20 protein-coding genes and 1 tRNA gene are annotated in these 25,887 nt (G+C 59.8%); 11 read left to right on the top strand and 10 right to left on the bottom strand.

The window, feature by feature from the left end; all coding sequences use genetic code 11:
- The 5 genes from ACXAH0_RS11465 to ACXAH0_RS11485 form a co-directional block, all read right to left on the bottom strand.
- Nucleotides 1-302 (bottom strand): hypothetical protein (locus ACXAH0_RS11465; protein ID WP_475191334.1); only part of this gene is annotated, 302 nt, incomplete at its 3' end.
- Nucleotides 303-567: 265 nt separating this feature from the next.
- Nucleotides 568-1,419, bottom strand: coding sequence for a transglutaminase domain-containing protein (locus tag ACXAH0_RS11470; protein WP_475191335.1), 852 nt, complete (start codon nt 1,417-1,419; stop codon nt 568-570).
- Between the two features lie 10 nt (nt 1,420-1,429).
- Nucleotides 1,430-2,548 (bottom strand): permease, encoded by a 1,119-nt coding sequence (locus ACXAH0_RS11475; protein WP_475191337.1) that lies wholly within the window; start codon nt 2,546-2,548, stop codon nt 1,430-1,432.
- A gap of 27 nt (nt 2,549-2,575) precedes the next feature.
- Nucleotides 2,576-2,869 (bottom strand): ArsR/SmtB family transcription factor, encoded by a 294-nt coding sequence (locus ACXAH0_RS11480; protein ID WP_475191340.1) that lies wholly within the window; start codon nt 2,867-2,869, stop codon nt 2,576-2,578.
- Between the two features lie 185 nt (nt 2,870-3,054).
- Nucleotides 3,055-3,492: a ketosteroid isomerase-related protein gene (locus ACXAH0_RS11485; protein ID WP_475174658.1), complete on the bottom strand. Its 438-nt coding sequence runs from the start codon at nt 3,490-3,492 to the stop codon at nt 3,055-3,057.
- A 362-nt stretch (nt 3,493-3,854) separates the two neighbouring features.
- Between ACXAH0_RS11485 and ACXAH0_RS11490 the strand changes: the two genes are divergently transcribed.
- The 6 genes from ACXAH0_RS11490 to ACXAH0_RS11515 all read left to right on the top strand — a co-directional run bounded on the left by ACXAH0_RS11490 (nt 3,855) and on the right by ACXAH0_RS11515 (nt 9,815).
- Nucleotides 3,855-3,926: transfer RNA gene (locus ACXAH0_RS11490), tRNA-Thr, on the top strand.
- Nucleotides 3,927-4,694: 768 nt separating this feature from the next.
- The gene (locus tag ACXAH0_RS11495) at nt 4,695-5,846 is read left to right on the top strand and encodes a slipin family protein (RefSeq protein ID WP_475191562.1); all 1,152 of its coding nucleotides are present in this window, start codon (nt 4,695-4,697) and stop codon (nt 5,844-5,846) included.
- 155 nt (nt 5,847-6,001) lie between these two features.
- Nucleotides 6,002-6,553, top strand: coding sequence for an RNA 2'-phosphotransferase (locus tag ACXAH0_RS11500; protein WP_475191344.1), 552 nt, complete (start codon nt 6,002-6,004; stop codon nt 6,551-6,553).
- 290 nt (nt 6,554-6,843) lie between these two features.
- Nucleotides 6,844-8,334 (top strand): MFS transporter, encoded by a 1,491-nt coding sequence (locus tag ACXAH0_RS11505; protein ID WP_475191347.1) that lies wholly within the window; start codon nt 6,844-6,846, stop codon nt 8,332-8,334.
- Nucleotides 8,335-8,401: 67 nt separating this feature from the next.
- A complete protein-coding gene (locus ACXAH0_RS11510) occupies nt 8,402-9,319 on the top strand; it encodes a PAAR domain-containing protein (RefSeq protein ID WP_475174664.1) in 918 nt (305 codons plus the stop codon).
- Between the two features lie 55 nt (nt 9,320-9,374).
- Nucleotides 9,375-9,815 (top strand): hypothetical protein, encoded by a 441-nt coding sequence (locus ACXAH0_RS11515; RefSeq protein ID WP_475191350.1) that lies wholly within the window; start codon nt 9,375-9,377, stop codon nt 9,813-9,815.
- A gap of 115 nt (nt 9,816-9,930) precedes the next feature.
- On the opposite strand, the gene ACXAH0_RS11520 is transcribed toward ACXAH0_RS11515, so the two are convergent.
- From ACXAH0_RS11520 to ACXAH0_RS11535, 4 genes are all read right to left on the bottom strand, one after another.
- Nucleotides 9,931-11,439 (bottom strand): DUF930 domain-containing protein, encoded by a 1,509-nt coding sequence (locus tag ACXAH0_RS11520; RefSeq protein ID WP_475191353.1) that lies wholly within the window; start codon nt 11,437-11,439, stop codon nt 9,931-9,933.
- 466 nt (nt 11,440-11,905) lie between these two features.
- Entirely contained in the window at nt 11,906-13,903 is a 1,998-nt protein-coding gene (gene rpoD / locus ACXAH0_RS11525; RefSeq protein WP_475174672.1) for an RNA polymerase sigma factor RpoD, read from the bottom strand.
- Between the two features lie 471 nt (nt 13,904-14,374).
- Nucleotides 14,375-16,309 carry a DNA primase gene (gene dnaG / locus ACXAH0_RS11530; RefSeq protein ID WP_475174674.1) on the bottom strand — a complete coding sequence of 645 codons (1,935 nt, stop codon included), beginning with the start codon at nt 16,307-16,309 and terminating at the stop codon, nt 14,375-14,377.
- A 260-nt stretch (nt 16,310-16,569) separates the two neighbouring features.
- Nucleotides 16,570-17,073, bottom strand: coding sequence for a GatB/YqeY domain-containing protein (locus ACXAH0_RS11535; protein WP_475174989.1), 504 nt, complete (start codon nt 17,071-17,073; stop codon nt 16,570-16,572).
- Between the two features lie 246 nt (nt 17,074-17,319).
- Here ACXAH0_RS11535 and carA point away from each other — a divergent pair, with 246 nt between their 5' ends.
- The gene (gene carA, locus ACXAH0_RS11540) at nt 17,320-18,501 is read left to right on the top strand and encodes a glutamine-hydrolyzing carbamoyl-phosphate synthase small subunit (protein ID WP_475191356.1); all 1,182 of its coding nucleotides are present in this window, start codon (nt 17,320-17,322) and stop codon (nt 18,499-18,501) included.
- A gap of 898 nt (nt 18,502-19,399) precedes the next feature.
- Here carA and ACXAH0_RS11545 read toward each other — a convergent pair.
- The gene (locus ACXAH0_RS11545; RefSeq protein WP_475174679.1) at nt 19,400-19,837 is read right to left on the bottom strand and encodes a MerR family transcriptional regulator; all 438 of its coding nucleotides are present in this window, start codon (nt 19,835-19,837) and stop codon (nt 19,400-19,402) included.
- 962 nt (nt 19,838-20,799) lie between these two features.
- Here ACXAH0_RS11545 and ACXAH0_RS11550 point away from each other — a divergent pair.
- The 4 genes from ACXAH0_RS11550 (at nt 20,800) to ACXAH0_RS11565 (ending at nt 25,796) form a co-directional block, all read left to right on the top strand.
- Nucleotides 20,800-21,042, top strand: coding sequence for a helix-turn-helix domain-containing protein (locus tag ACXAH0_RS11550; protein WP_475174681.1), 243 nt, complete (start codon nt 20,800-20,802; stop codon nt 21,040-21,042).
- A gap of 180 nt (nt 21,043-21,222) precedes the next feature.
- Nucleotides 21,223-24,585 carry a carbamoyl-phosphate synthase large subunit gene (gene carB / locus ACXAH0_RS11555; RefSeq protein ID WP_475191358.1) on the top strand — a complete coding sequence of 1,121 codons (3,363 nt, stop codon included), beginning with the start codon at nt 21,223-21,225 and terminating at the stop codon, nt 24,583-24,585.
- Nucleotides 24,586-24,715: 130 nt separating this feature from the next.
- The gene (gene greA / locus ACXAH0_RS11560; RefSeq protein ID WP_475174686.1) at nt 24,716-25,189 is read left to right on the top strand and encodes a transcription elongation factor GreA; all 474 of its coding nucleotides are present in this window, start codon (nt 24,716-24,718) and stop codon (nt 25,187-25,189) included.
- A gap of 127 nt (nt 25,190-25,316) precedes the next feature.
- Complete coding sequence (locus tag ACXAH0_RS11565) at nt 25,317-25,796, top strand: hypothetical protein (protein WP_475191360.1); 480 nt, start codon at nt 25,317-25,319, stop codon at nt 25,794-25,796.
- The last annotated feature ends 91 nt before the right edge of the window (nt 25,797-25,887 follow it).

A 25,887-nucleotide genomic window follows, 5' to 3' on the forward strand; every position in this document is an offset into this window, starting at 1 on the left:
ACGTCGGCGTAGGCGGCGGTGGCGGTGGCGGCGGCGGCGTAGGCGGCGGCGGCGGCGGCGGCGGCGGCGGGTACCATATCCTGGGCTGGATATTTGCGCGCAGCCCAGGATATGAGGCTCGCCCGGAAAACCTGCAAAAGCAAATCTTTTTGTATAGGCACTTTGACAGACGATCCGGTGACCAGATAGCTCAGCGGCTGCACTCTAAGTGCCGCTCGAACGGCAATCACCTGCGCCCAGTCAGCCGGTTTGTCCTGGAGCCATTCTTTCAGGCCCTCTTTTGACGAAATTGTAAGTGCCACGCCCGCGCCCTAATCCCGTTACAGCACCGCAAAGTTGCAAATCCCTCCCGGGCCTGCAACTCTTTTCGTAACGGAAGGTGCGGGCAAGGGCATCGGCCGCAGGCGCCCGCCGCCTTGACAGCGCGCCCTCCTCTACCGGGTCCCGGCTCTTCGCTACGCTAAGGCCGGGACGGCAAGCTGGCCCCCTCAGAAGCCAGCCGTCCCCCCTTGCCCCAGACCTGCCGGAGGCGTGCCCGAGGCGCCTCCCGAGGCGTCTCCGGCGCCGTCACGCGGCTGCGGCGCTGTCCGGGATCAGGGTGCTGAAAATATCCAGATCGGCTGGCAGAAGGGTCCCGTCCGGAGACACCCAGGCCGGCTCGCCGAGGAGCTTGGTGTCCGTGACCCCCAACGCCGGAAAGGTGAGCCCCATGGAATGGGCCGTGGCAACGCGGCGGCCCGGCTTTGGGTTCAGCCCGCAGCAGATGTCCCGGGTGCCCAGTTTCAAATGGTGGGCAATGTCCCATTCCAGCACCACGCCGTCGTGGCGGGTGACCACCCAGCAATGGCCGTCTTCGCAGGTGCCGTTCTTTTCGTCCGGGAAGAAATAGCCATAGACATAGCCCGCCTGAAACCCGGCAGCCCGCAGGGAGGCGATCAGATAGGTGTTGATGTCCACGCAGGAGCCTTCCGTAGTGCCGCAGGCCAAATAGGGAATTTCCTCGCAGCCATCATTGAAGCGCACCTTCGGATGGGCGTAGTGGAATTTTTCCGCAGCCGCATTCACCAGCGCCTGAATGGCGCCATGACCATCCCCTGCGGCCTCCGCGATGGAGATTGCATCCGCCACCAGATCCCGCGCGGCCCGCGTATAGCGGTTGAGGCGCGGGGTGAACAGGGCGTCCGGATACCCGGAGCCACCGTCCTGGAACAGATAGGTGACCGTGACCGGCTGGCCCGGCTCCGGCGTGATCAGTGCCGCCATCTGGCCGGTGGCGGTCTCGCCGCTCAATTCCATCCCTCCGCCGGACACCTTGAAGGAGACCGGCGTTTGATGCGGGGTCGGGATGCCGGCCGGGACCAGCAACTGGCGCGCCCCGCCATCATGAGGGGCAATGGTTACGGAAACAGACGTCTGCATTGTTGCTCTCTCAGATCACAAGCTGGAAAATCAGGCCGGACAGCACCGCACCGGCAAAGCCAAGGCCCAGATACGTGGCAAACACTTTCGGCTTGACCAGCGACCAGACCGCCGCCATGGCCGGGATGGAGCTGACCGCACCGGCAATCATGAAGGCCATGGCCGCCCCCGCGCTCATGCCCTGGTCCATCAGGCCGGACAGGAGCGGCGGGGCCACATAGCTGTTGAGGTAAGCGGGCATGCCGACAAGGGCCGAGATCACGATGGCGCCAATGCCGTCCCCGCCCACGGCCCCGGCAATGAGGCTGGCCGGAACATAGGTGACGAGCGCAGCCTCCAGCACATAGGCAAGGGCGAGCCATTTCACCAGAAAGAACGCATTGGATTTCAGCTCGCCAAAAAACGAGGCAGTGCGATCCGCCTCCCTCCAGAAAGCCCAGACGGGACGGCCGGTTTTGGGCGAGGCGCCGCAGCCGCAGCCGCTGGCCACGGAGCCGGGCCGGACCGGATTGGCAAAGGCGCCAGACCGGGTCAGAAGGGAGACCAGAAAGCCGCCAAACAGACCAAGCGCCACGGCAAACACCGCCTTGCCGATGGCAAAGGGCCAGCCAAGGGCGCCTGCGGTGATCAGCAGGGTGGGCGGATCAATCAGCGGCGAGGACAGCCAGAAGGCCATGATGGCCGACAAGGGCGCTCCCACGGCCAGCAGCCCGGCAATGAAGGGAATGACCTCGCAGGAACAGAAAGGAGCAAGCCCGCCAAAGAGGGCCGCCAGCAGGATCGCCTGGGTCTCGCGTCCTTCAAACGCCCGGCCGACATAGGCTTCGGCGCCAGCCGCCTTCAGCCAGGCAATCAGGACCACCGCAAAGGCAATATAAGGCAGCGTGCCGAGAAACGCTGTGACCGCGAATGTCACAAAGGGCACGAATTGCATCCGGTCGAGCACCAGCACCAGCGCCGGGCCGCCCACAACAAGGGTCCAGGTCGACAGGAGCCAGTCCTTTGCGGGCAGGCGCTGCCACCAGCTTGTGGGCGCGTCCGCGCCCGGGCAACAAGTGGTTTTCGGGGCGCAGCTGCTGGCGCCGCTACCATCCGCCTCAAGCTCGATCCGCTCAGCAGTCTCTGACATATGCCTTCATCCTTCTTGGGCCTGGTATCAGCGGGTTTCGTCCGCGCAGCACTCTTTCAAGATATAACCGGCAAGGTTCTGGAGATGGCCGAAGGCCGCCCGGCTCACCACCGACCGGCCATCCTTTTCCTGCACCACCAGGCCCGCCGAGGCGAGAAACCTGAGATGATGCGCCAAGGTGGACGCCGCCATGCCGGTGCGGGCCTGAATATCGCCCACCGTCAATCCGCCCTGCCCCGCCTTGACCAGCGTCAGAACCACCTGAAGACGCGCTTCAGACCCCAGGGCAGCAAACCCTTGTGCCGCTTCTTCCAGATCCATTCCTGCCTCTCACTATATAACCATATTTCTAGTTATATAGTTTTTAAAGCCCTGTCAACGGGCGCGCAGGCAAACCGGCCCGCAGCCTGCAAGATGCGACGCCAGATCAGAGCAGAGCAAAGCAGGCTGCGCAGATGACCGGCAGCCAGAAAGGTCAAGGAAAGATCAGGGAGGACCGGACCGGGTCAGCCCGCAGCCGGGACAGGTTCCCCGGCCCCTTTGACCTGATCGATCCAGGTCTGAAGATTGTAATAGGTGGTGATGCGGGCGATCTTGCCGTCCCGGATCTCAAAGAAGGACCCTGCGGGCAGATCGTAGGTTTGCCCCTGGGCCTCCGGCAGGCCTTCATCGGTGTCGATATAGGTGCCGTGGACGACAAACTCGGCCGCCGCTCGGGTGCCGTCGCGATTGACGAACAGAACAATGTCCGACAGCCGCTCCTTGTAACAGCGGCTCATATGCACATTGAAAGACCAGAACTTGTCCTTCCCGATCCGGCGTTCACCCTGGTTGACATCATGAACCAGGTCTTCCGCGACGAGGCTTTCCATCTTTTTGGTATCGCCCGCATTAAAAGCAGCGAAATAAGTATCAATGAGAAAGCGCGATTGCTTGTTGGGCATGGGATCTCACAAAGGCAGGATGGCAATCGGGCCGAGTGTGCCTCCGGGCCCGCTGCAGCGCAAGAGGAAAGCGGCAGCGCTGGTTTACAAATCCTTCCTGGAATTTATCCAAATGGACATCTGCTCATCCCGGCCCGCCCGAAGCTAATAGTTGCCAAAATGCAACTAAACGTTACTCAAAAAGCACATGCTCGGAAGATCATAAAATTGTAACTTGAACGCAGCTCCGCTTTCGGCGTATGACATCGCCACCGATCAGAAAATCTGGCGCAGACGTCTTTGGAAAGGCTATTTCCTGCCGCCCGCGTGATCCGGCCCTGCCGTCTTCACGTCCGGATGCTGCTCAGATGGGTTGGTGACCTCACATGTAGCTCAGCAGGTAGAGCATCGGGATTGTTGCCCGAAGGTCACAGGTTCAAGTCCTGTCATGTGTACTTGGTTAGCTCATGTGGTTATACCAATCACACTTGATAGAGACCTATCTGATGGCTTTTTCCAATTTGCAGGCAAGGCGCGGTGTGCAGGACGGCCTGGTTGGCCGTTCAAGCAGCGCAACGCTGTCCGGCAGGTTGGAAAAAGCCACCGGAGGCCGGTTTGGGAGCCCCTTCGGACTTTGTTGCAGATCTTGCCCGATACCGGTATCGCGCTGCGATCTGCGCCTCGCCGAAAGACCTCCAAAACCGGTCAGATGGGTCTCTGTCATGTGTGGTTGGTATAAAGCGCTGGACTGGTAATCCGGAGGCGGCGGGTTCGATCCCCGCCACAAAGGTCAACGCTTTGCGTTCGGGTTCGACTCCCGATCCGCTCCTCGCGGGGCGGCAGCTTTAAGCTGTTTTACAACATGGGATCTGAAGGGAGCTTGCGGAGGCAGGCGGACGTGCGCCTGCGGGTGCCCGCACCGGTCTGCCAGAGCCAGGTCTTCCGTCCGGTGTCCGCCCAAGTCCGCGCCGTGGACCGGCCGCAACCACCTGTTTTCGAATGGGCGCGCCCTACCGGTCCACCGCAAGGCCCTCTGGCCGGTCCCCCGCCGCAAGCCCTCGTGCTCGCTTCAGGTCTCCCGCTTTTTGGCAGGACACCCCTGCCCAACCGTTTTCATCCCGGCACGCCGATCCCGGCGCTCCGGACATCGTCAACCTCAAACTATCCGAAACCCGAGAAAGGACAGCCACGTGCCTTAGAGCCATGGAAGGAGTAATGAAATGATGACTTTTCTCGACAAGATCCGCGGGCGGACCCGCGTATTGATTTCCGAAAACGAACGGGCGCTGCACCTTGTAAAAGGCGAGCTCCAGGGCATTCTGGGGCCTGGCGAGCACATTCTGGCCAAGGGAGACGGCACGCTTGTGGTCGACCGGCACCCGCTAACGCAGCCCGAGTTCAAGTCCGGATATGAGAAAGCGCTTTTCGACAAACTCCCGGATGTGGCCAAAAAGCACCTGACCGTTATCCGGACGGGCCCCGGCGAAGTCGCCATCATCCAGCGGGACGGCCGCCTGCACACAGTCCTTGGGCCTGATACCCGGCTGGTTCTGTGGACCGATGCCGGACCATGGACCCATGAGCTGGTCGACACGGAGGCGGAACCGCAGCTGCCACCGCAGCTGATGCGTCGGCTGGGCGAGGCCAAGCTCGGACAGCACTACGTGGTTGTTCCGGTTTCTGAAGGTAACGTTGCGCTGCTCTTTCTTGACGGCGTGCTGGTCCGGACCCTTGCGCCCGGCGTGCACGGGTTCTGGAAGGTCGGCCGGACGGTGACCCAGCGGCTCATCAACATGATGCGCCAGAACCTGGACGTCACCGGTCAGGAAGTCCTGACCCTCGACCGGGTCACGATCCGGATCAACCTGTCTGCGGATTACCGCGTGGTGGACCCGGTGAAGGCGGCGACCGAGGTGAAGGAATTCACCGTCACGCTGCACCGGGCCTTGCAGATGGTGTTCCGCAAACAGCTGGGCGCCATGAAGCTGGATCAGATCCTGGAACGCAAGGGAGAGGTCAATGCGGATGCGACCGCTCGGATCAAGGCTGATATGGCCGAGATCGGGGTGGAGATCTCCGACATCGTCCTCAAGGATGTGATCCTTCCGGGCGACATGCGCGAGATCCTGAACATGGTGGTGACGGCTGAAAAGGAAGCCGAAGCTAACGTGATCCGGCGCCGCGAAGAAACCAACGCGACCCGTTCGCTGCTGAACACTGCCAAGGTGATGGCCGAAAACCCGGTCATGCTGCGGCTCAAGGAACTGGAAGCGCTGGAAGCCATTGCCGGAAAGGTGGACCGCCTGACGGTCCACAACGGCACCGGCGGCCTGATGAACGACCTCGTCAAGCTGCGGGACGAACCGGCAGCTTGAGGGCAAAACGGCGCGGAGCACTCTGCGCTGTTTTTTGCCGTTTGGGGGCCATTTTCCCGGCCCCTCGCCCCTTCCGGACTGCCCCCAAGAGCCGCCTAAAACGAAACAGCGCCGGGCAAGGCGCGACACCCAATTTAAAAAAGTGATCAAGAACAATGACTGACGATAAAAAAATCTCAAAACAAATGTCTTTCTGGCTGCGCCACAAGCCGGAGGATGCCGGGCTTGACCTGAGCCGTGCCGGCTGGGCCGATGTGGCCGCTCTGCTGGAAGCGCTCAACAAAAAGGGCCTTGCCTGTGACAGAGCCAGGCTGACCGCCCTCGTTCAGACCAACGACAAGAAACGGTATGAATTTTCCGGAGACGGGCACCAGATCCGGGCGAGACAGGGTCATTCCGTCTCTGTCGATCTGGGCCTTGCCCCGGTCCTCCCCCCGGATCGTCTTTTCCACGGTACCGCTGAGCGGTTCTTGCCTGCGATCCTTAAGGATGGGCTCAAGCCGATGAAACGGCATCATGTGCACCTGTCCGGCGACACAGACACCGCCCTGAGCGTTGGCAGGCGCCATGGAAAGCCGGTGATCCTGACGGTTCAGGCCGGTGACATGGCCGCAAACGGGCATGTGTTCTACCGGACAGACAACGGTGTCTGGCTTGCCGCCTCCGTTCCACCCGGTTTTCTCGCCCTGACATCAGACCCTCGTTGATCTGGCGCCAGATCAACGGAACCGGAGACCGGTCTAGCACCTGGGATGGTTAAAGAGTCTAACGCGTGCAACCGCTGTCAAGCGGCCTTGTCTCTTGCGTTGACATCTCTGAGGTCAGGCCGCGAAAGACACATCCAATCAAAAGCGATTTGCTCCAAATCCAGAACGCGAAGTGCGCTGAGGCCGCTTCAACAGGCCCTTTTTGTCTCGCCCCGAAATAAAATAATATTTTGCTTTCTATATTTGAACGCCTAATTTAGAAAGGAATATCTTTTCATATTGAGGTTCCCATGTCTGTCTTTTCGCCTGCGCGGCGGCCCGCCACCGGCAGCTCTCTCACCACATCCCTGTTCACGCCGGGCCGGATCGCCAGCACGCTGGCGCTCATTCTGGGTGTCGGCTCCCATGCCTTGAACGGTTTTGTGACAACAGCAGTTCTGCCGGACATCCTGCGCGACCTTGGCGGTCAGGACCGGGCTTTCTGGGTCTTCAGTTCCTTTGAAATCATGGCCCTTCTGGCGGGATGCCTCACAGGGGCGGCCAAGATCCGGCACGGGGCACGGCTGCCCTTTCTCGCCGCCACCTGCCTTCTGGCGGCCGGATCGGTCCTGGCCGGTCTCAGCCCGTCTTTGGAATGCCTGATCGCCGGGCGGGCGCTGCAGGGCTTTGGGGAAGGCATGATTGTCGCGCTGTGCTATTCCCTGATCCCGGACCTGTTTCCCGCAGCGGCCGCCCCGCGTGTCTTCGCGCTGCTGGCCGGGGTCTGGGCGCTCGCCGCCGGAATTGGCCCGGTCTCGGCCGGAATGCTCACCGAGGTCTGGTCCTGGCGGGCAGCTTTTCTTGTCAACATACCCCTGACCGTGGTTCTGTTCCTCTTGATGAATTCGGCCCTGCCGGAAACAGCGCCCGCACTGGGCCGTGCCACTCACGGAACATCTGTCCGGTCAGGCCCCCGGCTGCCGCTGCGCCTTGCACTTTTGACCCTCACCATTCTTCTGCTGACCCTGATCGGAAACATCCATGAGCCGCTGCCACTTGCCGCAACCACCCTCACCGGTCTGGCAACCGCCGCACTTCTGCTGAAACTCGACCGGGGCAGCCGCCCGCGCCTCTTCCCGAAGGATGCATTCAGACCCCGGACCCTGATTGGGCTGGGCACCTGGATCGCGTTCCTGATGTCCGCAACCGTGGCCGTGCGCGCCCTCTTCATGACCACATTTGGGCAAGTCTTCTGGGGGCTTGGCGTCACCCAGGCCAGCTATGTCGCCGCAAGCCTGGCATTTGCCTGGTCCTTTTTCGCCTGGATCTCGTCCCGTGCGCCGTCCCGGGCCCGGGAACTCACCTATCTCGTCACCGGTCCCGTGCTCGTGAGCGCCGGGATGGTGCTGACTGCCGCAGCTCTTGTGGTGGCCTCCTTGCCACTGTTTGTGCTGGCTGCGCTGGTGGCCGGAGCCGGTCACGGCCTGTACAACCAGATCCTGCTGCGCAGCCTGATGTATTCTGCGCAAGACACGGAACGGGATCTGGTCTCCAGCATCCTCCCGGCCCTGTCTTCTGCCGGAATAGCGATCGGCGGCGGTTTTGCCGGTCTCATTGCCGTCTTAAGCGGTCTCGTGCCTCCGGAAACCGGCACACTGGTGACCCATGAGGCCATCGCCCGGTCCGGCCCCGTCGTCTTTCTCATCCCGGCAGCCCTGTCTCTCCTGCCCGCCGGGGCCATGCTGGTGCTGCGGCACCGGCTCAGACAAGAAGAGCGGGCAACAGCGCAAAGTGTGACGTAGCGGCATTGACGGGTGCGCGGTCTGCGCCGACACTGGGGCACGTTCAATGCAAAGGATTGCCTGACACATGGGATTTCCAGCCGCGCGCGTGACCGATATGACCGCCTGTCCGATGATGACCCCCGCCGTCGTGCCCGTGCCCCATGTGGGCGGTCCGATCATCCCGCCCTGCTGCCCCAGGGTTCTCACCGGCAAGATGCCCCAGGCCCGGGTCGGGGATATTTCTGTCTGTGCGGCGGGCGGCCCTGCCACCATCATCACCGGGGCCTGGAATGTTCTCGTCGGGGGCTCGCCGGCGGCGCGGATCACGGACAAGACCAACCATGGCGGCATGATTGCGACCGGCTTCGTCACCGTGCTGATCGGCACGTCTGCGGGAAGCGGTGGCGGCAGCCCGGCCGCCGGTGTGACAACGGGGCTGGGCGCCGATGTGGATGATCTGGTTGCCCTCTCCCCCAGTTTGAGCGCCAAGGTGGACGGCCTTTTGCAGGATGGCTGGACAATCGAAGGGCGCGATGGCGGCGGCTCGGCCACCAACCGCGCTGAAAAGACGATGTATATCGACACAAGCGAAGGACGGTCGGCGGAAGACCAGGTCAGGAGCCTGTCCCACGAGGCCGGGCATGCGGCCTTTGACACCGGACCAGCTGTGCCCCCGGACGGCCTGACCCGCGAGGAATATATCGAAGCCAACACAAATCAGCGGGTGCGCGGGGAAGGGGAAGCAACGCTTTCCAACATCGAGGCGCGCAACGAAATCGCCGCCAATGGCGGGCCGGATATCGGGATCTCCGGCAATTCGGACAATCACGCCGATTATCAAAGATCCTACGAAGACTATCAAAGGACCGGGGACCGGGAAGCCGCCAGAGAGGAAATCGGCGGCACCTTTCTGGACGGCGAGACAACCAGTACAACCAATGAATCTTACAGGGATTTCTACGAAAGACAGTACGGTGCGCATTATGACCGGGCGCAGAACTAGCGCTTTTTTCAAAACGCTCACCCTTTCGTTCCTCCTGCCGATCTGCGGAGCAGCCATGGCCACGACAAAATTTCAGGATCTGCGCAAGACAGTCGAAGCAATTGCACTGGAAAAGACACTCGACCCGGACCGCCTCGGGGTGCTGCTAACCGGCGAGTTCCAGCCGACCCGCAAGATGACGGCCTATCACCAGACCTATGAAGGCAAAATGGCGCCCGGCTCGCTCTTCACCGGCTGCGAGTTGCGCTATCCGAAATCCCCCAAGGCCAAGAGCGCCGTACTTGTCTGCCAGCTGTCCCCGCAGGTCCAGGTGCACCAGAGCGAGGTGGAGGCTGCCTATAAAGGCCATGTGGATTTCACCCCCTCGCCCGCCAGCGGGCTTGCGGGCGATCCTGCCTACCTGTCCGTGTCGGACGACACGACAAAAATCAGCTTCGGCTTTCCCGGCAACACGGAGCGGGCCTCCGTGGTTGTTGTCGATATGAAGATCCAGTGAGCCAGTTCAGAGCGTACCGCGTTCGTGCGGATTGAAGTCATTTAGTCTTTTGCATGAGAAGCTATGATTTCAGTCCGCCAACGGCAAAGCCACACCCAATTCAACGCGGTTTGTTTTAAAATCCCGTCAGCCCCCGGCTGAGCCATTGTGACTTCGGAATTTCATTGCCGATCCGGAAACCAAATTTTTCCACCCTTGTTACGCCGCTGTCGGTTTCACAGCGGAACGACACGTCAAACCAGCGCCCGAGGCTGCGGAACGCCGCCCGGCGGGGCTCCAGAACAGTGCCACCGCGCGGCCGGAAGCTGGGCAAAAGCTCTGGCGGCACCGCGCTGGCCGCGCTCAACTGGGCGCGCAACTCCGTCATGCATAACAGATTGAGCCGCTGGCCCTCTGGCATGCCGCGCATGGCGGTGCGGGCGCGCTGGTCCCCGAGAATGTCACTGGAATAAAGCTGGCGCGCAGCGATCAGATTGCCACCGCCGCCACCGCCCGACGGGGCCTCCCGGCGCTGACCGCCGCCGCCGCCCTGCCTTTGGCCCTGTCGGCCCGTCTGGCGACGGGAGGGCGCTGGCGGTTTCAAGGCGGGCACCGCCGCCGTCACAATGGGGCCGACGGTTCCATAATCCTCCGGCGCGATCTCGTCTGCCTCGCCGACATTCACCTCAGCCCCGGTCCCCGCGTCCCCGGTTTCCTGCGGCTTCACTTCCGGAACGGGCAACTGTGTGCTCGCGGTCCCGCTTTGCGGCCCGGCCAGCGGGTCCACCTCTTCTCCCAGATCCGTCTCCGCCTGGTCTTGCGACTGAACCTCGTCCTGCACGTCTTCGCTTGTTTCTGGCGGGGGCTGAGCCGCAAGATCCTCCGGCGCGGCGTCTTCCGTGCCCTGATCCGTCTCCCCGTCAGCGGCCCCAGCAGCGCCAGACTGCTCCCCGGCATCCGCCTGGCTCTCCTGTGCAGGCTCCTGTGTGGTGTTATCCGTCACCACCCCGGGCGCCTCGGCCTCCGGCCCCTCGCCCGGCCGCACATCGGCAGGCGCACTTTGATCCTGGCTGGTGGTTTCAGCATCCGGGGCCGTGTCCTGCGGTTCGGCCAGCGGTGCGTCGGAAGTCTGGGCCGGAGCACTGTCCTCTTCGGCAAATTCCTGCACCGGCTGCATCACGGAGGCTGCCGGCTCGGCGTCAGCGGTCTCTGCCGGCGCGGGCGCAGGTTCTTCTTCAGGGGCCGGTTCGGGCTCTGGCTCTTGCGGTTTTTCTTCTGCCTGCTCCTGGAGTTGCTGCCGGGTCTGCTCCGGCGGCACTTGCTGCTCCTGCTCCTGCGCTTGATCCTGTGGCTGGTCCTGCTCCGGGGGCTGGTCCTGCGCAGGTGGCTCTTCGGCGGCTGGCGTTTCCTGCTGCGGTTCGGGCGGTGTTGTCTCTTCCGGCAGCTGCAGTTCGGGCACCGGGACAATCTGAACGTCAATCGGCGTCTGGCCCGGCTGGGTTTCGTAGCCGGAGATCTTGCCCAGCAGCACCAGCGCCACCAGACCATGCAGCAAAATGGCAGCCAGCAGACCCCAGACAAAGTCCAGCCGGTCAGTCTTTCCCGGATCCGGCACCGGCCGGTTCACATCTGCGGTTATCGTCAAAAGACGCCTCGAACAGAAACTGTCAAAAGGGGCATATCTTCCAGAGCACTTCCAGCCAGAACAGACAACGGTTTCACATCCGAAAGTGCGCAAAACCACTCAGAGCGAGCCGTTCTGCCGGGCCATAGCCTGTTGACCGGGTCTGACCCCGTCCCCAGGGACGCCTGTTTCAAGCACCCACTTGGAGCGATTCTGGGGCAACTGCCAAGGGGGAGGGCCCTGATCCCCCGAAAACCGGGACCAAAGGAAAAGTGCAGGAAGAGAGACCCGTCTTCAGGGAAGCACAGGCCCTGACAGTCCGGCTGACAACCTCCGGACGCGAGACCGGAAGGCGGAAATGTCCACCGCCTTCCCTTAAAAACAGCCTGATAGCGTGCCGTGTTCTACCGGGAAACCGGTTTGTCATTCGCGGTGAACTCTCTGAGTTCAGATAGCGAAAGACAAATCCGGTGACACGCGATGGGCGTTAGCTGTCGAGGAACGAGCGCAGCTTGCGGGACCGGCTCGGATGCTTCAGCTTGCGCAGCGCCTTGGCTTCGATCTGGCGGATACGTTCCCGGGTGACCGAGAACTGCTGCCCGACTTCTTCCAGCGTGTGATCAGTGTTCATGCCGATGCCGAAGCGCATGCGCAAAACGCGTTCTTCGCGCGGCGTCAAGGATGCCAGAACGCGGGTTGTGGTTTCGCGCAGGTTCGACTGGATGGCCGCGTCGATGGGCAGAACCGCATTCTTGTCCTCGATGAAGTCGCCCAGATGCGAATCTTCCTCATCGCCAATCGGCGTTTCGAGGGAAATCGGCTCCTTGGCAATCTTCAGAACCTTGCGGACCTTTTCCAGCGGCATCTGAAGCTTTTCAGCCAGCTCTTCCGGGGTCGGCTCGCGGCCGATTTCATGCAGCATCTGGCGCGAGGTCCGCACAATCTTGTTGATCGTCTCGATCATATGGACCGGAATCCGGATGGTGCGGGCCTGATCGGCAATCGAACGTGTAATGGCCTGCCGGATCCACCAGGTCGCATAGGTGGAGAACTTGTAGCCGCGCCTGTATTCGAATTTGTCCACCGCCTTCATCAAGCCGATATTGCCTTCCTGGATCAAATCGAGGAATTGCAGGCCGCGGTTGGTATATTTCTTCGCAATGGAAATCACGAGACGCAGGTTGGCCTCGACCATTTCCTTCTTGGCGATGCGTGCTTCGCGCTCGCCCTTTTGCACCATGGCCACGATGCGGCGGAATTCGGTGATTTCAAGGCCCGTTTCGGTGGCGAGCGTCTGGATTTCCTGACGCAGTTCGCGAACGGTTTCCTTTTCCTTGGCAATGAAGTTTTTCCAGCCACGGGTGGACAGGTTTGCCACCTTGCGCAGCCAGTTCGGGTCCAGCTCGGCCCCCTGATACTGTTTCAGGAAGTCGGTCCGGTCGACATTGTAGCTGTCGGCCAGACGCAGGAGGCGGCCCTCATAGCCCATCAGCCGCTTGTTGATGTCGTATAGCTGGGCAACGAGAGCATCAATACGGTTCTGGTTGAGCGAAAGGCTTTTCACATCAACAATGATGTCTTCCTTCAGCTTCTTGTAGCGGCGCTCCTGGCTCGGCGACAGGGTCTTGTTGGCCAGCTTGTTTTCAACCAGCTGATCCTGCAGACGGCGCAGCTTCTTGTAATTGTCGGCGATGTTGTCGAACGTTTCCAGAACGCCCGGCTTCAGCTCGGCTTCCATGGCGGACAGAGAGACATTGGCCTCGAACTCGTCGTCGTCCTCTTCGCTCTCGCCTTCCCCGCCTTCGGCTTCCGTGTCTTCGGAGGCACCGCTCTCGGCCGCCTTTTCCCCGGACTGCTCGCCCGGCGCCACATCGTCGTTGGCCACGGCAGGCCCCGCCTTGGCGTCCGGACCGGCGTAAGTGGCTTCCAGATCGATAATATCGCGCAGAAGCACCTGGGCTTCGTTCAGTTCGTCACGCCAGATGATGATAGCCTGGAATGTTAGCGGGCTTTCACACAGCCCCGCGATCATGGCTTCCCGACCCGCCTCGATACGCTTGGCAATTGCGATCTCGCCTTCGCGTGACAGAAGCTCGACCGAGCCCATTTCGCGCAAATACATGCGCACGGGGTCATCGGTCCGGTCGGCCGGTTCCTTTGCCGTGGTGGTCTTGGCTACGGCGGTGGTATTCGCTGCGACCAGCTCACCCCCGTCCACTTCCTCCGGTCCCTCTTCCGCCTCTTCGGAATCGATCACATTGATGCCCATGTCCGACAGCATGGACATGGTGTCTTCAATCTTCTCCGAAGAAACCTGCTCTGACGGCAGAACCTCGTTCAATTCATCATAAGTGACATAGCCGCGTTTTTTGGCGGCCTTTATCATCTTCTTGACGGCTGCATCCGAGAGGTCGAGCAGCGGGCCGTCCGGGCCGTCCGCACCTGATTCCTGCGTCTCGTCTGCTTGTGTCGCTTTCGCTACCATATCGTGCTCCAGTTCGTGGCCCAAAAGGCCACGCACGCCCCATTACCGGCTTAAAATCAGCTCAACTCCAGCGCGCCAGCATCTGTTGCGGCCGCGTCCGGAAGAATCAGTTTGAATAGATTTGTAAGCCGTGTCCCTTAAGTCCCAATTAACCGTGTCCGCATCACCATTGACAAAATTCTGAATCAATGACGCTCACAGCCTTCTTTTTCAGAGCTTCCAGACCGGGAAGCGCCGAGCGGTATTCAACGGGTTTGCAGCGTTGTTCAGACTATCTGCCGCCAGCTGGCTTTGAGCTGCGGCGCTTTGAGGGCTGCAAAACTTCTATTTAGCTCGGTGAGCGTGATTCGCAAGCCTGATTCGTCATTGGTCAATCAGAAAATGCACTTTTTCTCGGCTCACACACATGTTGCAGAGCCTTCCACTGCAAACGAAGCCTGTCCGGCGGGATCCCGTCTGGCAAGCCAGGCCCTACTGGGCCGCGGCCATCGGCGGGGCGGATCTGATTTTCTTTGCCCGTTCAGCAAGATCCGCTTCGTCGCGGGCGCACTCCTCCCGACGGCGGCTCAAATCCTGGGTGAGCGCCTGAATGCGCGACCAGGACTGCTCGTCCAGTTGCTCGTCCGCCTCGGCCAGTTCCCCCGACAATTCCTCTTCCAGCGCATTGAGCTCCAGAAGATCAAGGAAATGAACGAAAGCGGCTTCGACAAAATCCTCAGGCGGGTTGGATTTCAGAAGCGGGAAACGGTGGTTCAAGGCAAAGAACTCTGCCTGGCGTTGCTCCTGCAGGCCGATCGTCTCCAGCATCATCTCTTCCATAATGACGCGCAGCGGCTCCTCAAAACCCGAAATGAGCTCGGCCACGGGCGCGTCTTCCAGATCGTCGACAATGCGGCATAAAATGTCCCGCACCTGCCGGTGCAGTTCGTTGGTGAAAGGCAGGCGCGAAAAGCGCTCGAAATTCTTGTCGAGCAAATGTGGAAAGCGCAGGCCAAGGCCCAGAACCAGCCGCTCCGTTCCAAAGTCATTGCTGGCGGCCACCCGCTCCCGCCCCTCTTTCAGGGAGGGGGAGGTTTCCGCGCCCTTGCCCCCCTTGCCCCCTTTCCGGCTCTGGCGGGCCTGTTCGAAAAACAGGTTCGACAGCTTGAATTTCAGATCCAGCTGATAGCGACGACGCACCCGCTCATCGCGGATGGTCGCGATTAGATCATCGAAACGCTTTTCCAAGGCGGCCTTGCGCTCCGGCGTGTCCAGCCGCGACACGGATATCTCACGCTCCCAGACCGCATCAAACAGCGCCTGCGCCTTGGCAACTTCCTCCTGAAAGCCGGTCAGCCCCCGCTGCTTGATCAGATCATCCGGGTCCATGCCGTCCGGCAGAAAACAGAACTGGAACGAATACCCGCTCTTGAGCACGGGAAAAATCCGGTCAATCGCCCGGTGGGCAGCCGAGACCCCAGCCGCATCACCGTCAAAGCAAATCACCGGTTCAGGCGCAAATTTCCACAGGCGCACCACCTGGTCTTCAGTGAAGGCCGTGCCCAGGGAGGCCACCACATGGCGGATGCCTGCCTGCCACAGCGCTATGGCATCCATATAGCCTTCCACCACGACCGCCTCCCCGGCCTTGAAGGCTGGTTCGCGCGCCCGGTGGGCGTTGAACAGCATCACCCCTTTGTGAAAAAGCGGCGTTTCGGGGGAGTTCAGATATTTCGGCTGACCGTCGGGCAAAAGCGTACGCCCGCCAAAGGCCACCACCCGGCCACGCTCGTCATGGATGGGGATCATCAAGCGCCCCCGGAACCGGTCATAGGCCGGGCGCCCGTCCTCCGGCTTGATGGTCAGCCCGGCTTCCACCATGGCCGCTTCCGGCACGTCCCGCGCAGCAAGATAGGACTTCAGCGCATCCCGGCTGTCCGGCGCAAAGCCAAAGCGGAATTCCGACAGGATTTCCGGGGTCAGCCCCCTTTTTTGAACATAGGAGCGGGCTCCGGCCCCACGGCCACCGGCAAATTCGGCCTGGAAGAACTGGGCGGCCATTTCACAAATATCGGCCAGCCCGGCCCGTTTTTTCTCTCGCCGGGCGGCTTGGGGATCTGGCGCCGGCAGCGCAACGCCTGCCTGTTCGGCAAGCCGTTCAACGGATTCAGGAAAGCTCAGGCCTTCCGTCTCGCAAAGAAACGTGAAGTGGTCGCCGGAGGCCCCGCAGCCAAAACATTTGTAGCGGTTGCGCCGGTCATCGACATGGAAACTCGGGCTCTTCTCCTGATGGAACGGGCAGCAAGCCCAATAATCCCCTTTGCCCGGCTGGGTCTTGCGGCGGTCCCAGGTCACCCGGCGCGCGACAATATCCGACAGGGTCAGCCGGGCGCGGATTTCATCAAGGAGACGCGGTTCAAAACGCATGTTCGGATCGGTTTGCCAGGTTCATTGGGTTGAGCAGGCTCAAAGAAACATAGCCGACCGGCGGTGCCGCTTACCGCCGCCGGGGGTCTCCCAAAATAAACAGTCTTCCCCGCCCACGCCAGAGGGATGGGCCCTTAGGTGTCCCATTTTGGATGACCTGTTGATAGAGAGCCTTCCCACCCATTGGTGAAAAGGCATGTTTGGCGAAAAGGCTTGGGCCCCTGCCAAGCTCCACCAGATGTTCCAGGGAGCGGCCGGCGTCAGTCCGTGCCGGCTTCATCCCCCCCGGGTTTGGCCTGGCTGCCATTTCCGTTGGCCCGGAGCATGTCCTTGACGAAACAGGACGCCTGCACAAAATCCATCTTACCCGGATAGCGTGCCTTCAGCTCGCTCATGCAGCGCCCGATGTCACGCAGGCCATGGGCATCAATGTCCTTGAGCGTGCTCTCACACAGATCCCGGATCTCGTCATCGCTCAGCTGAACAGGCAGGAATTCCCGCAGGATTTCCTGTTCCTGCCGCTCCTGTTCGGCCAGGTCCAGCTGACCTCCGGTCTCGAATTCCTCCGCAGAGCTTTCCCGCTGGCGGACCATCTTTTGCAGGATCTCGACAATTTCCGCCTCACCGACCCCGTCCCTGCCATTCTCACGGGCAGCCGCTTCCCGGTCTTTGACGGCTGTCTGGATCAGCCGCAAGGTTGCGCACCTGCGCTTGTCGTCTCCAGCCTGCGCTTCTTTCAGCGCAGCATTGATTTTGTCGCGCAATTCATCGCGCATGGTTCACCCTACCCCTGCCGCACTGAGGCCGCGAGTGCACGGGCACTCTTTTCAAGCGGTCAGTCAAGCCTTTGAATTTTAATGATCTTTTTTCAACGGATCAATATTGACGATCCAAGCCGCTTCCCATAGAGTCCCGCGCTTAATGCAGGCGGCCAGATGCAGACTTTTCGGCCTGCCCCAGACGCCTTTCCTGCAGCGCATGATGTCACCAACAGACTCTGGATACAAGACATGACGACTGCAGACGCATGGTCTGAGACCCCGGCGACCGCCCTGCTTGTGCTTTCCGACGGGAGCATCATCAAGGGCCAGGGCCTTGGCGCCACCGGCCAAGCCGTTGGTGAGATTTGCTTTAACACTGCCATGACCGGCTATCAGGAGATCCTGACAGACCCGTCCTATTCCGGCCAGATCATCACCTTCACCTTTCCCCATATCGGCAATGTCGGCACCAATGACGAGGACATTGAAACCGTCAACATGGCGGCTGACAGCGGCATCCGGGGCGTTGTGCTTGCGGCCGGTATCACCGATCCGGCCAATTACCGGGCGGCGCGACATCTGGACACCTGGCTCAGGAGCCGGAACCTGATCGGCATTTGCGGCGTGGACACACGGGCCCTCACCGCCCTCATCCGCGAGAAAGGGGTCCCCAACGGGGTGATCGCCCATGCACCGGACGGAAGATTTGATGTGGACGCGCTGACGGCAACGGCCGCCGACTGGCCAGGGCTGGTGGGCATGGATCTGGCCAAGGACGCTTCCACCACCCAGTCCCATTCCTGGTCCCAGACCACCTGGGCCTGGGACAAAGGCTTCGGAGAAGCAAAAGGCGGCCAATTCAAGGTGGTTGCCATCGACTTTGGCATCAAGCGCAACATTCTGCGCCTTCTTGCCGATGCCGGCTGTGACGTGACCGTTCTTCCGGCAACCGCCACTGCGGAAGACGTTCTGGCCCACACCCCGGACGGGGTGTTCCTGTCAAACGGTCCCGGCGATCCGGCAGCGACCGGCACCTACTCCGTCAGCATGATCAAACAGGTGATCGATGCGGGCGTTCCGACATTCGGGATCTGCCTCGGCCACCAGATGCTGGCGCTGGCGCTGGGCGGGGAAACGATGAAAATGCATCAGGGGCACCACGGCGCCAATCACCCCGTGTTCGATCACACCACAGGCAAGGTGGAGATCACCTCGATGAACCATGGCTTCGCCGTGGATGCCAAGAGCCTGCCGGATAATGTCGAGCAGACCCATGTCTCCCTCTTCGACGGCTCGAATTGCGGTCTGGCAATGAAAGACAAGCCGGTCTTTTCTGTGCAGTACCACCCGGAAGCCTCCCCCGGCCCCCGGGACAGCCACTACCTTTTCCAGCGCTTCACCGACCTGATGCAATCGGCAAAATCAGCCTGACAAAACGGGCCGGGAGCAACGCGTCTTTGGAAGGCCAATTCAGCAGACGCGGGCACCGGTTCGTATCCGCCTTTGCAACTGTCTGCAGGGTGAAAGCAATTGCGCAGCTTTGCCTTCAATGCTCCCGCCAAAGCGCATGACGCGGCCGGTCATGTGGTACTGAAAACGGTCAGTGCCGCCGTGTCTTTGAAGAGAGCCGCATTCATCTGACGTCAAACCAGTTTGCCTTTTGCATTGACAAATCTGGTTTCAGGACGCGCAAGGCAAATCAGATTGAACGCGATTTGCTCTATGGCGAGGGAACGTGTTGTTTTTCTGAAGCATGCGCTAAAAGAGTGGATGAAGATGATCATAAACCCGATCAAGTCATTCCCAAACAAATTCAGAAAACCGACGCAACTCTTCTGAAACACAAAGATATCTTCCAGTGCAAGACGCTGAACTGAATCCTGATCCACGTTCATTTGATGGATCAACCACTCAACGCCGCGACAAACACTCCTGCAAAACCGGGCAAAATTAAGCAGCAGCGCGATACGAACGCAGGCTCAGGCAAGATCTCTCCCGGTTCAGAAAGGCCTCCAAACCGGTCAGATGGGTCCATCAGGTGAGAGTGGCAGAATAGAAAAAGGCACCGCAGCCCGCACCACCTCGGCGCAAACAAAAGACAAATCAGCCTGAAAGGAAAGAATATCTCAGCCCGCAAGGGTGAAAGCTTGCGAGGCTATCCCAAAGAGGCTCCCCCGCCCGTCACGAAGCCTGGAGAGGCGTCAGCAACCTGCAAAGGGAAAGCGCGAACATAGGTTCGCACAACCTGATTTAGACGTTAAAAGGCCTATAAAGCATTCGGCCCCGGCTCCCCTTAGGGACCGGGACGGAATGAAATTCGGAACCTGACCTAAGCAATCAGCTCGTCAAAAGCCATCAGAATCTGCTCGACTTCTGCAACCTGCTCGTCGAGCATCTGCTTCTGTTCGATCAAGATCTCTTGCTGTGCTTTGCAGATTTCCTGAAGTTCCTTGAACTGGTCCTGCTTGTTGGTCTTTCCTTCGACCAACTTGATCACCCTACGGATTTCCGCAAGTGTCAAACCGATCTTCTTCGCCTGAAGAATGACCTGCATCCGCGACACGTCACGCGTTCCATAGAACCGGCGCGCCCCTTTGCGGACAGGGTTCAAAAGACCCTTTTCCTCATAGAAACGCAGCGTACGCAACGTAACATTAAACCGCTCTGACATCTCAGAGATCGCAAGAACGCGGTCTTCAAGCGTCAAGTCCAGTCCCACACCAGCAATGTCTGGGATTGCGACCATATTGGTTGCAGCATTGTTCATAGTTTATAGCCCGATCTTTTTCTTTTGATCCGAGTTCTGCTGTCTCCTCCAAAGCTCCTGATCAACCGGTCCCACTTCCGGTTTTTCAGGTCCCACTAGCCCTGCAAAAAACAGCGTCTCAGCTTTTGCTATCGCACATGACGAAAAGCCCCAATCAACATACTGGGACGTAGCATTCAGACCAATACACCCGTTTGATAGATAAAATCTAGGAAAAAATGAGATTTATTGACCATTTTTCGCAAAAATTTCAGAAGAACGAAAATTAAAATTATTCCAATAGAAACAAGAGCAGACAACCGCCCAAATTTAATTGATCACAAGGATGTCGAAAGGGTATAAATATTAATTATCGATAACGCCGCATCAATAAATCGCGCTTTCATTCTAGGGAAGTCAAAACTTCAGAACCCTACGGTACGCCGCTAAGCCGAAACGCAAAAAAAACAAATAAAACAGAATATTGTCAAAATTAACCTTTCGCGAAAGTTTCTTTCGCCGCCGACTCATTCCCCCCCAACGAAAACATGAAGTATAAGTCATGTTTCACAACTTATAGACGTTACATTTAATAAATACTCTTTTTTAGATATGCGCCCATCAGATGCTTCAGTTTTAGAATTATTCCACATTTTACCTCTAGGGGACTTTTGTCACCCCAACACATGCCTTCAAAACACGCCTGACATAGCCTGAGAGCTCGAACTTAGAACATAAGACTAGGTTCTTCTTTTGCTAGGGAACGCCTCAATTCATGCCATCAAAAAACTTTTTCCGGCAACTTGAAGGCAGATCCCCGCCTTAAAAAGAGCACATTGTGCACTTCCCGATTGACAAAGCCTGATCCAGGTTATTTGTGTCAATCAAATCAGCGCCAGAGACAAATCTGCGCGTGTGACATGAAGAGACTGTGGACTATTGTGAAAATGCCCGATTCAAAACCAAAAACCTCTGTGCCTGGAATGACACCTCAACAATTCCGCACCTGGCGCCGGACTCTCGGGCTCAAACAAAAAGATGCAGCTGACCGGCTGGGCCTGAAAAAGCGTATGATCCAATATTATGAAAAAGGCAATCGGGACGGCCGCCCGGTGGAGATCCCCAAATCCATCCGCCTGGCTTGTTACGCCCTGTCCAAAGGCATCGGCGACTTTGACGGTCAAGCGACAACGCCCCTGGTTCTCGAGCCGGTCGAAGCCGACTGACTCCGGACCATTTCCCCGGCATACGAAAAACATGCCGTTATCGGTCCGCCGGGGTTTCCTAGTGCAGCGCTTTTGCCTATAAGACGCGCTCAGCCAACATAGTCATTCACCACTTGATCGTGTCAGACCGAATATGCCCGAGTGCTTATCCGGACTGGCCGCTGCGAGCTGCGAGCCGAGATGCCAAAACGCACAGATATCTCTTCCATCCTGATCATTGGCGCGGGCCCGATTGTCATCGGCCAGGCCTGTGAATTCGACTACTCAGGAACCCAGGCCTGCAAGGCCCTGCGCGAAGAGGGCTACCGCATCATTCTGGTCAACTCCAACCCGGCCACGATCATGACCGACCCGGATCTGGCCAATGCCACTTATATCGAGCCGATCACCCCGGATCTTGTGGCCCGGATCATCGAAAAAGAGCGGCCTGACGCCCTGCTGCCCACCATGGGCGGGCAAACCGCCCTGAACTGCGCCCTGGACCTGGAGCAGATGGGCGTTCTGGAAAAATACGGCGTGGAAATGATCGGTGCCCGCGGCGACGTCATCGAAAAGGCGGAAGACCGGGAAAAATTCCGGGCCGCCATGGACAAGATCGGTCTGGAGAACCCGCGTGCGGCCATCGCTTCCTCCCCGGCCATCCGCGATGACAATGGCAAGATCACCGGATATGACCGCAATGCGGGCTATCTGGAAGCCATGCGCGCCCTTGACGAGATCGGCCTGCCAGCCATCATCCGTCCCGCCTTCACGCTTGGCGGCACGGGCGGCGGCGTTGCCTATAACCGGGAAGAATTCGAGACCATCGCGCGCTCCGGCATCGACGCCTCGCCGGTCGGCCAGGTTTTGATCGATGAAAGCCTGCTAGGCTGGAAAGAATATGAAATGGAAGTGGTCCGCGACAAGGCGGACAACTGCATCATCATCTGCTCCATCGAGAACGTGGACCCGATGGGGGTTCACACCGGCGATTCGATCACGGTTGCCCCGGCGCTGACCCTGACCGACAAGGAATACCAAATCATGCGGGACGCCTCGATTGCGGTCCTGCGGGAAATCGGCGTGGAGACAGGCGGTTCCAACGTTCAATTTGCAGTCGATCCCGACACTGGCCGCCTTGTGGTCATTGAAATGAATCCGCGTGTCTCCCGGTCTTCAGCCCTGGCCTCCAAGGCCACCGGCTTCCCGATCGCCAAGATCGCCGCCAAGCTGGCGGTTGGCTACACGCTGGACGAACTGGAAAACGACATTACCGGCGGCGCGACCCCGGCCTCCTTTGAGCCGACCATCGACTATGTCGTGACCAAGATCCCGCGCTTTGCCTTTGAAAAATTCCCCGGCTCCGAAGCCACCCTGACCACGGCCATGAAGTCGGTCGGTGAGGTCATGGCCATCGGCCGGACCTTCAATGAAAGCCTGCAAAAGGCCCTGCGCGGCCTGGAAACCGGCCTCAACGGCCTGGACGAGACCGACATTCCGGGCCTTGATCAGGGCGACGACCGGAACGCCTTGCGCGCAGCCGTCTCCACACCGACACCGACACGCCTTTTGAACGTGGCCCAGGCCATGCGCCTTGGCATGAGCGTTGAGGAGATCAATCAGGCCAGTGGCATCAATCCCTGGTTCCTGGAGCAGATTGCGGACATCCTGGCCATGGAAGCCAAGGTGCGGACCGTTGGCCTGCCCCGGGATGCGGCCAATATGCGCAAGCTCAAGTCCATGGGCTTTTCCGACGCCCGCCTGGCCAGCCTGGCCGGAACCGATGCCGAGGAGGTGGTGGCCCTTAGAACGGCGCTGGATGTTCATCCAGTCTATAAGCGCATTGACACCTGCGCGGCGGAATTCGCCTCCCCTACCGCCTATATGTACTCCACCTATGAAGCCCCCTTCATGGGCAGCCCCGCCTGCGAGGCCGCACCATCCGACAAGAAGAAGGTGGTCATTCTGGGCGGTGGCCCGAACCGGATCGGCCAGGGTATCGAATTTGACTATTGCTGCTGCCATGCGGCCTTCGCCCTGAACGATGCCGGTTATGAAACCATCATGGTCAACTGCAATCCGGAAACCGTGTCCACGGACTACGATACGTCCGACCGGCTCTATTTCGAACCGCTGACCCCGGAAGACGTTTTGGAAATCATCCGAACCGAGCAGAAGAACGGCACGCTGCACGGGGTGATCGTCCAGTTCGGCGGCCAGACCCCGCTCAAGCTGGCACAATCTCTTGTGAAAGCGGATGTGCCGATCCTGGGCACCGCGCCGGACATGATCGACCTGGCGGAAGACCGGGACCGGTTCCAGAAGCTCCTGGTCAAGCTGGACCTGAAGCAGCCGGAAAACGGCATCGCCTATTCAGTGGAACAGGGACGGTTGATTGCCGGCCAGCTTGGCCTTCCTTTGGTCGTGCGCCCGTCTTATGTGCTCGGCGGCCGGGCCATGCAGATCATCCGCGACGACGAGGCCCTCAATTCCTACCTGCTCGGCACCCTGCCCGAGCTGGTGCCGGCGGAAGTGCGCGCCAAATACCCCAATGACAAGACCGGCCAGATCAACACGGTTCTGGGCACCAATCCGCTGCTGTTCGACCGCTATCTGGAAGGCGCTATCGAGGTGGATGTGGACGCCCTGTGCGACGGCAAGGACGTTTTTGTCTGCGGCATCATGGAGCATATCGAGGAGGCTGGCATCCATTCCGGCGACAGCGCCTGCTCCCTGCCGCCCTTCTCCCTGTCGCAGGATCTGATTGCGGAGCTGAAGCGGCAGACAAAGGCCATGGCCCTTGCCCTTGAGGTCGGCGGCCTGATGAATGTGCAATATGCCATCAAGGACGGTGAGATCTACGTTCTGGAAGTCAACCCGCGCGCGTCCCGAACCGTGCCCTTTGTCGCCAAGACCATCGGCGAGCCCGTTGCCAAGATCGCCAGCCGGGTGATGGCGGGCGAGAGCCTGGCCTCGTTCGGCCTCAGCGAGAAAACCCTCGACCATATCGCGGTCAAGGAAGCCGTCTTCCCGTTTGCCCGGTTCCCCGGTGTCGACACGATCCTCGGCCCGGAGATGCGCTCCACAGGGGAGGTCATGGGTCTCGATACGGCCTTCGGCACCGCATTTGCCAAGTCCCAGATCGGCTGCGGCACCGGGGTTCCCGAACAGGGCACCGTGTTCGTGTCCATACGGGATGCGGATAAGGAAGGCGTTGTAGAGGCGGTTCGCCGCCTTGAAACTGCTGGCTTTACAATCATTGCGACCGGCGGCACCCAGAAATATCTGGAGCAGCGGGGTATTGCGGTGAAGAAAATCAACAAGGTGCTTGAAGGCCGACCCCATATCGTTGATGCTGTGAAGAACGGGGAGGTTCAGCTCGTCTTCAATACGACAGAGGGCGCGCAAGCCATCGCCGACAGCCGGTCGATGCGCCGGGCGGCGCTCTTGAACAAGGTTCCGTATTACACGACCCTCGCAGGATCTGTCGCAGCAGCCAAAGGCATTGCCGCCCACAAGGCGGGGCGCCTTGAAGTAAGACCTTTACAATCCTACTTCGGCTAAGGCTATTATACTCGTTGACCGGCCGGGAAAGCGCGCCTTTCCCGGCTTGGTTTGTTTTTGTAAATGCGCGGTCCCTGCAACAGGCCGAACAGGCTGACAAGGGACCCAATAAGCTGAAGGTCTGAGACCCATGGAAAAAGTTCCGATGACCTCTGCCGGGTACAAAATGCTTCAGGATGAACTGAAGGAACGTACTGCGGTCGAGCGTCCGCGCATCGTGGAGGCCATTGCTGAAGCCCGTGCCCACGGCGATCTGTCGGAAAATGCCGAATACCATGCGGCTAAAGAAGCCCAGAGCCTGAATGAAGGCCGTATTTCGGAACTGGAGGACAAGCTGTCGCGCGCCGAAGTCATCGACGTTACCAAGCTGACCGGCGATGTTGTCAAATTCGGCGCGACCGTCTCCCTCATCGATGAGGATACGGAAGAGGAAAAACACTACATGATCGTCGGCGACGTGGAGTCCGACGTGAAGCAAAACAAAGTGTCGATTTCCTCTCCGATTGCCCGCGCTCTGATCGGCAAGTCCGTCGGCGACAGCGTCGAAGTGGCCGCCCCCGGCGGGGCCCGGTCCTACGAGATTGTCGAAGTCAAATTCGCCTGATTTCACTGACCTTTGCTGCCCTTTCGACGGATCAGAGCCGGACGAAAAACAACCCTGGGTAAGCTTTTCCTTTGACCGCCACCGGTCAGCCGCTAAACTGGTGGCTCAACGTGTCGGAGGGCAAGCAATGGTCTTTCATGCAATTGGCATGTGGCTGCTGGCGGCAGCCGTTCCGCTCTGGATCTACCGCTGGATTGTTTTTGCCCGGCTGGACCCGCGCGAGCGTCAGATCTTCCGGCGTCTTGTGCGGCAGCGGCACGAAAGCGCTCTGGCCTTTGTTGTGAAAATGTTCGGCTTTTTGGTGGTTCTGGCCGCGTCCGTGTTTGCGCTGATTTACGGCCTCAGCTACGTCAAACGCGGCAGCCTGGACATAGGTGCCTATAGCGATACGGTGCGCAGCCGCCTCTATTCAGGGCTGGAGCCTTTGGATCAGGCTCTGGATGCCTATCACTACGACCAGCTGCTGCCCGTGGCCATTATGACCACATGCGCCCTGTTGAGCGTCGCGTTCACACTGGCCGCCACCGCCCTCAGGGACATCACCCTAGCCACCCGGCTGCACCGCAAGGTCACAGGCCTGCGCCACCGGCAGGCCGTTGCCAGCTGACGCAAATTGCCTGTTGCGTTCAAATCGCTCAAACCGGTTTGTCTTTTGCGTTGGCATCTGTGACTTCAGGCAGCAGACAACCGGCCTTTAC

The organism is Roseibium sp. AWQ4_290 (genome assembly GCF_056160985.1).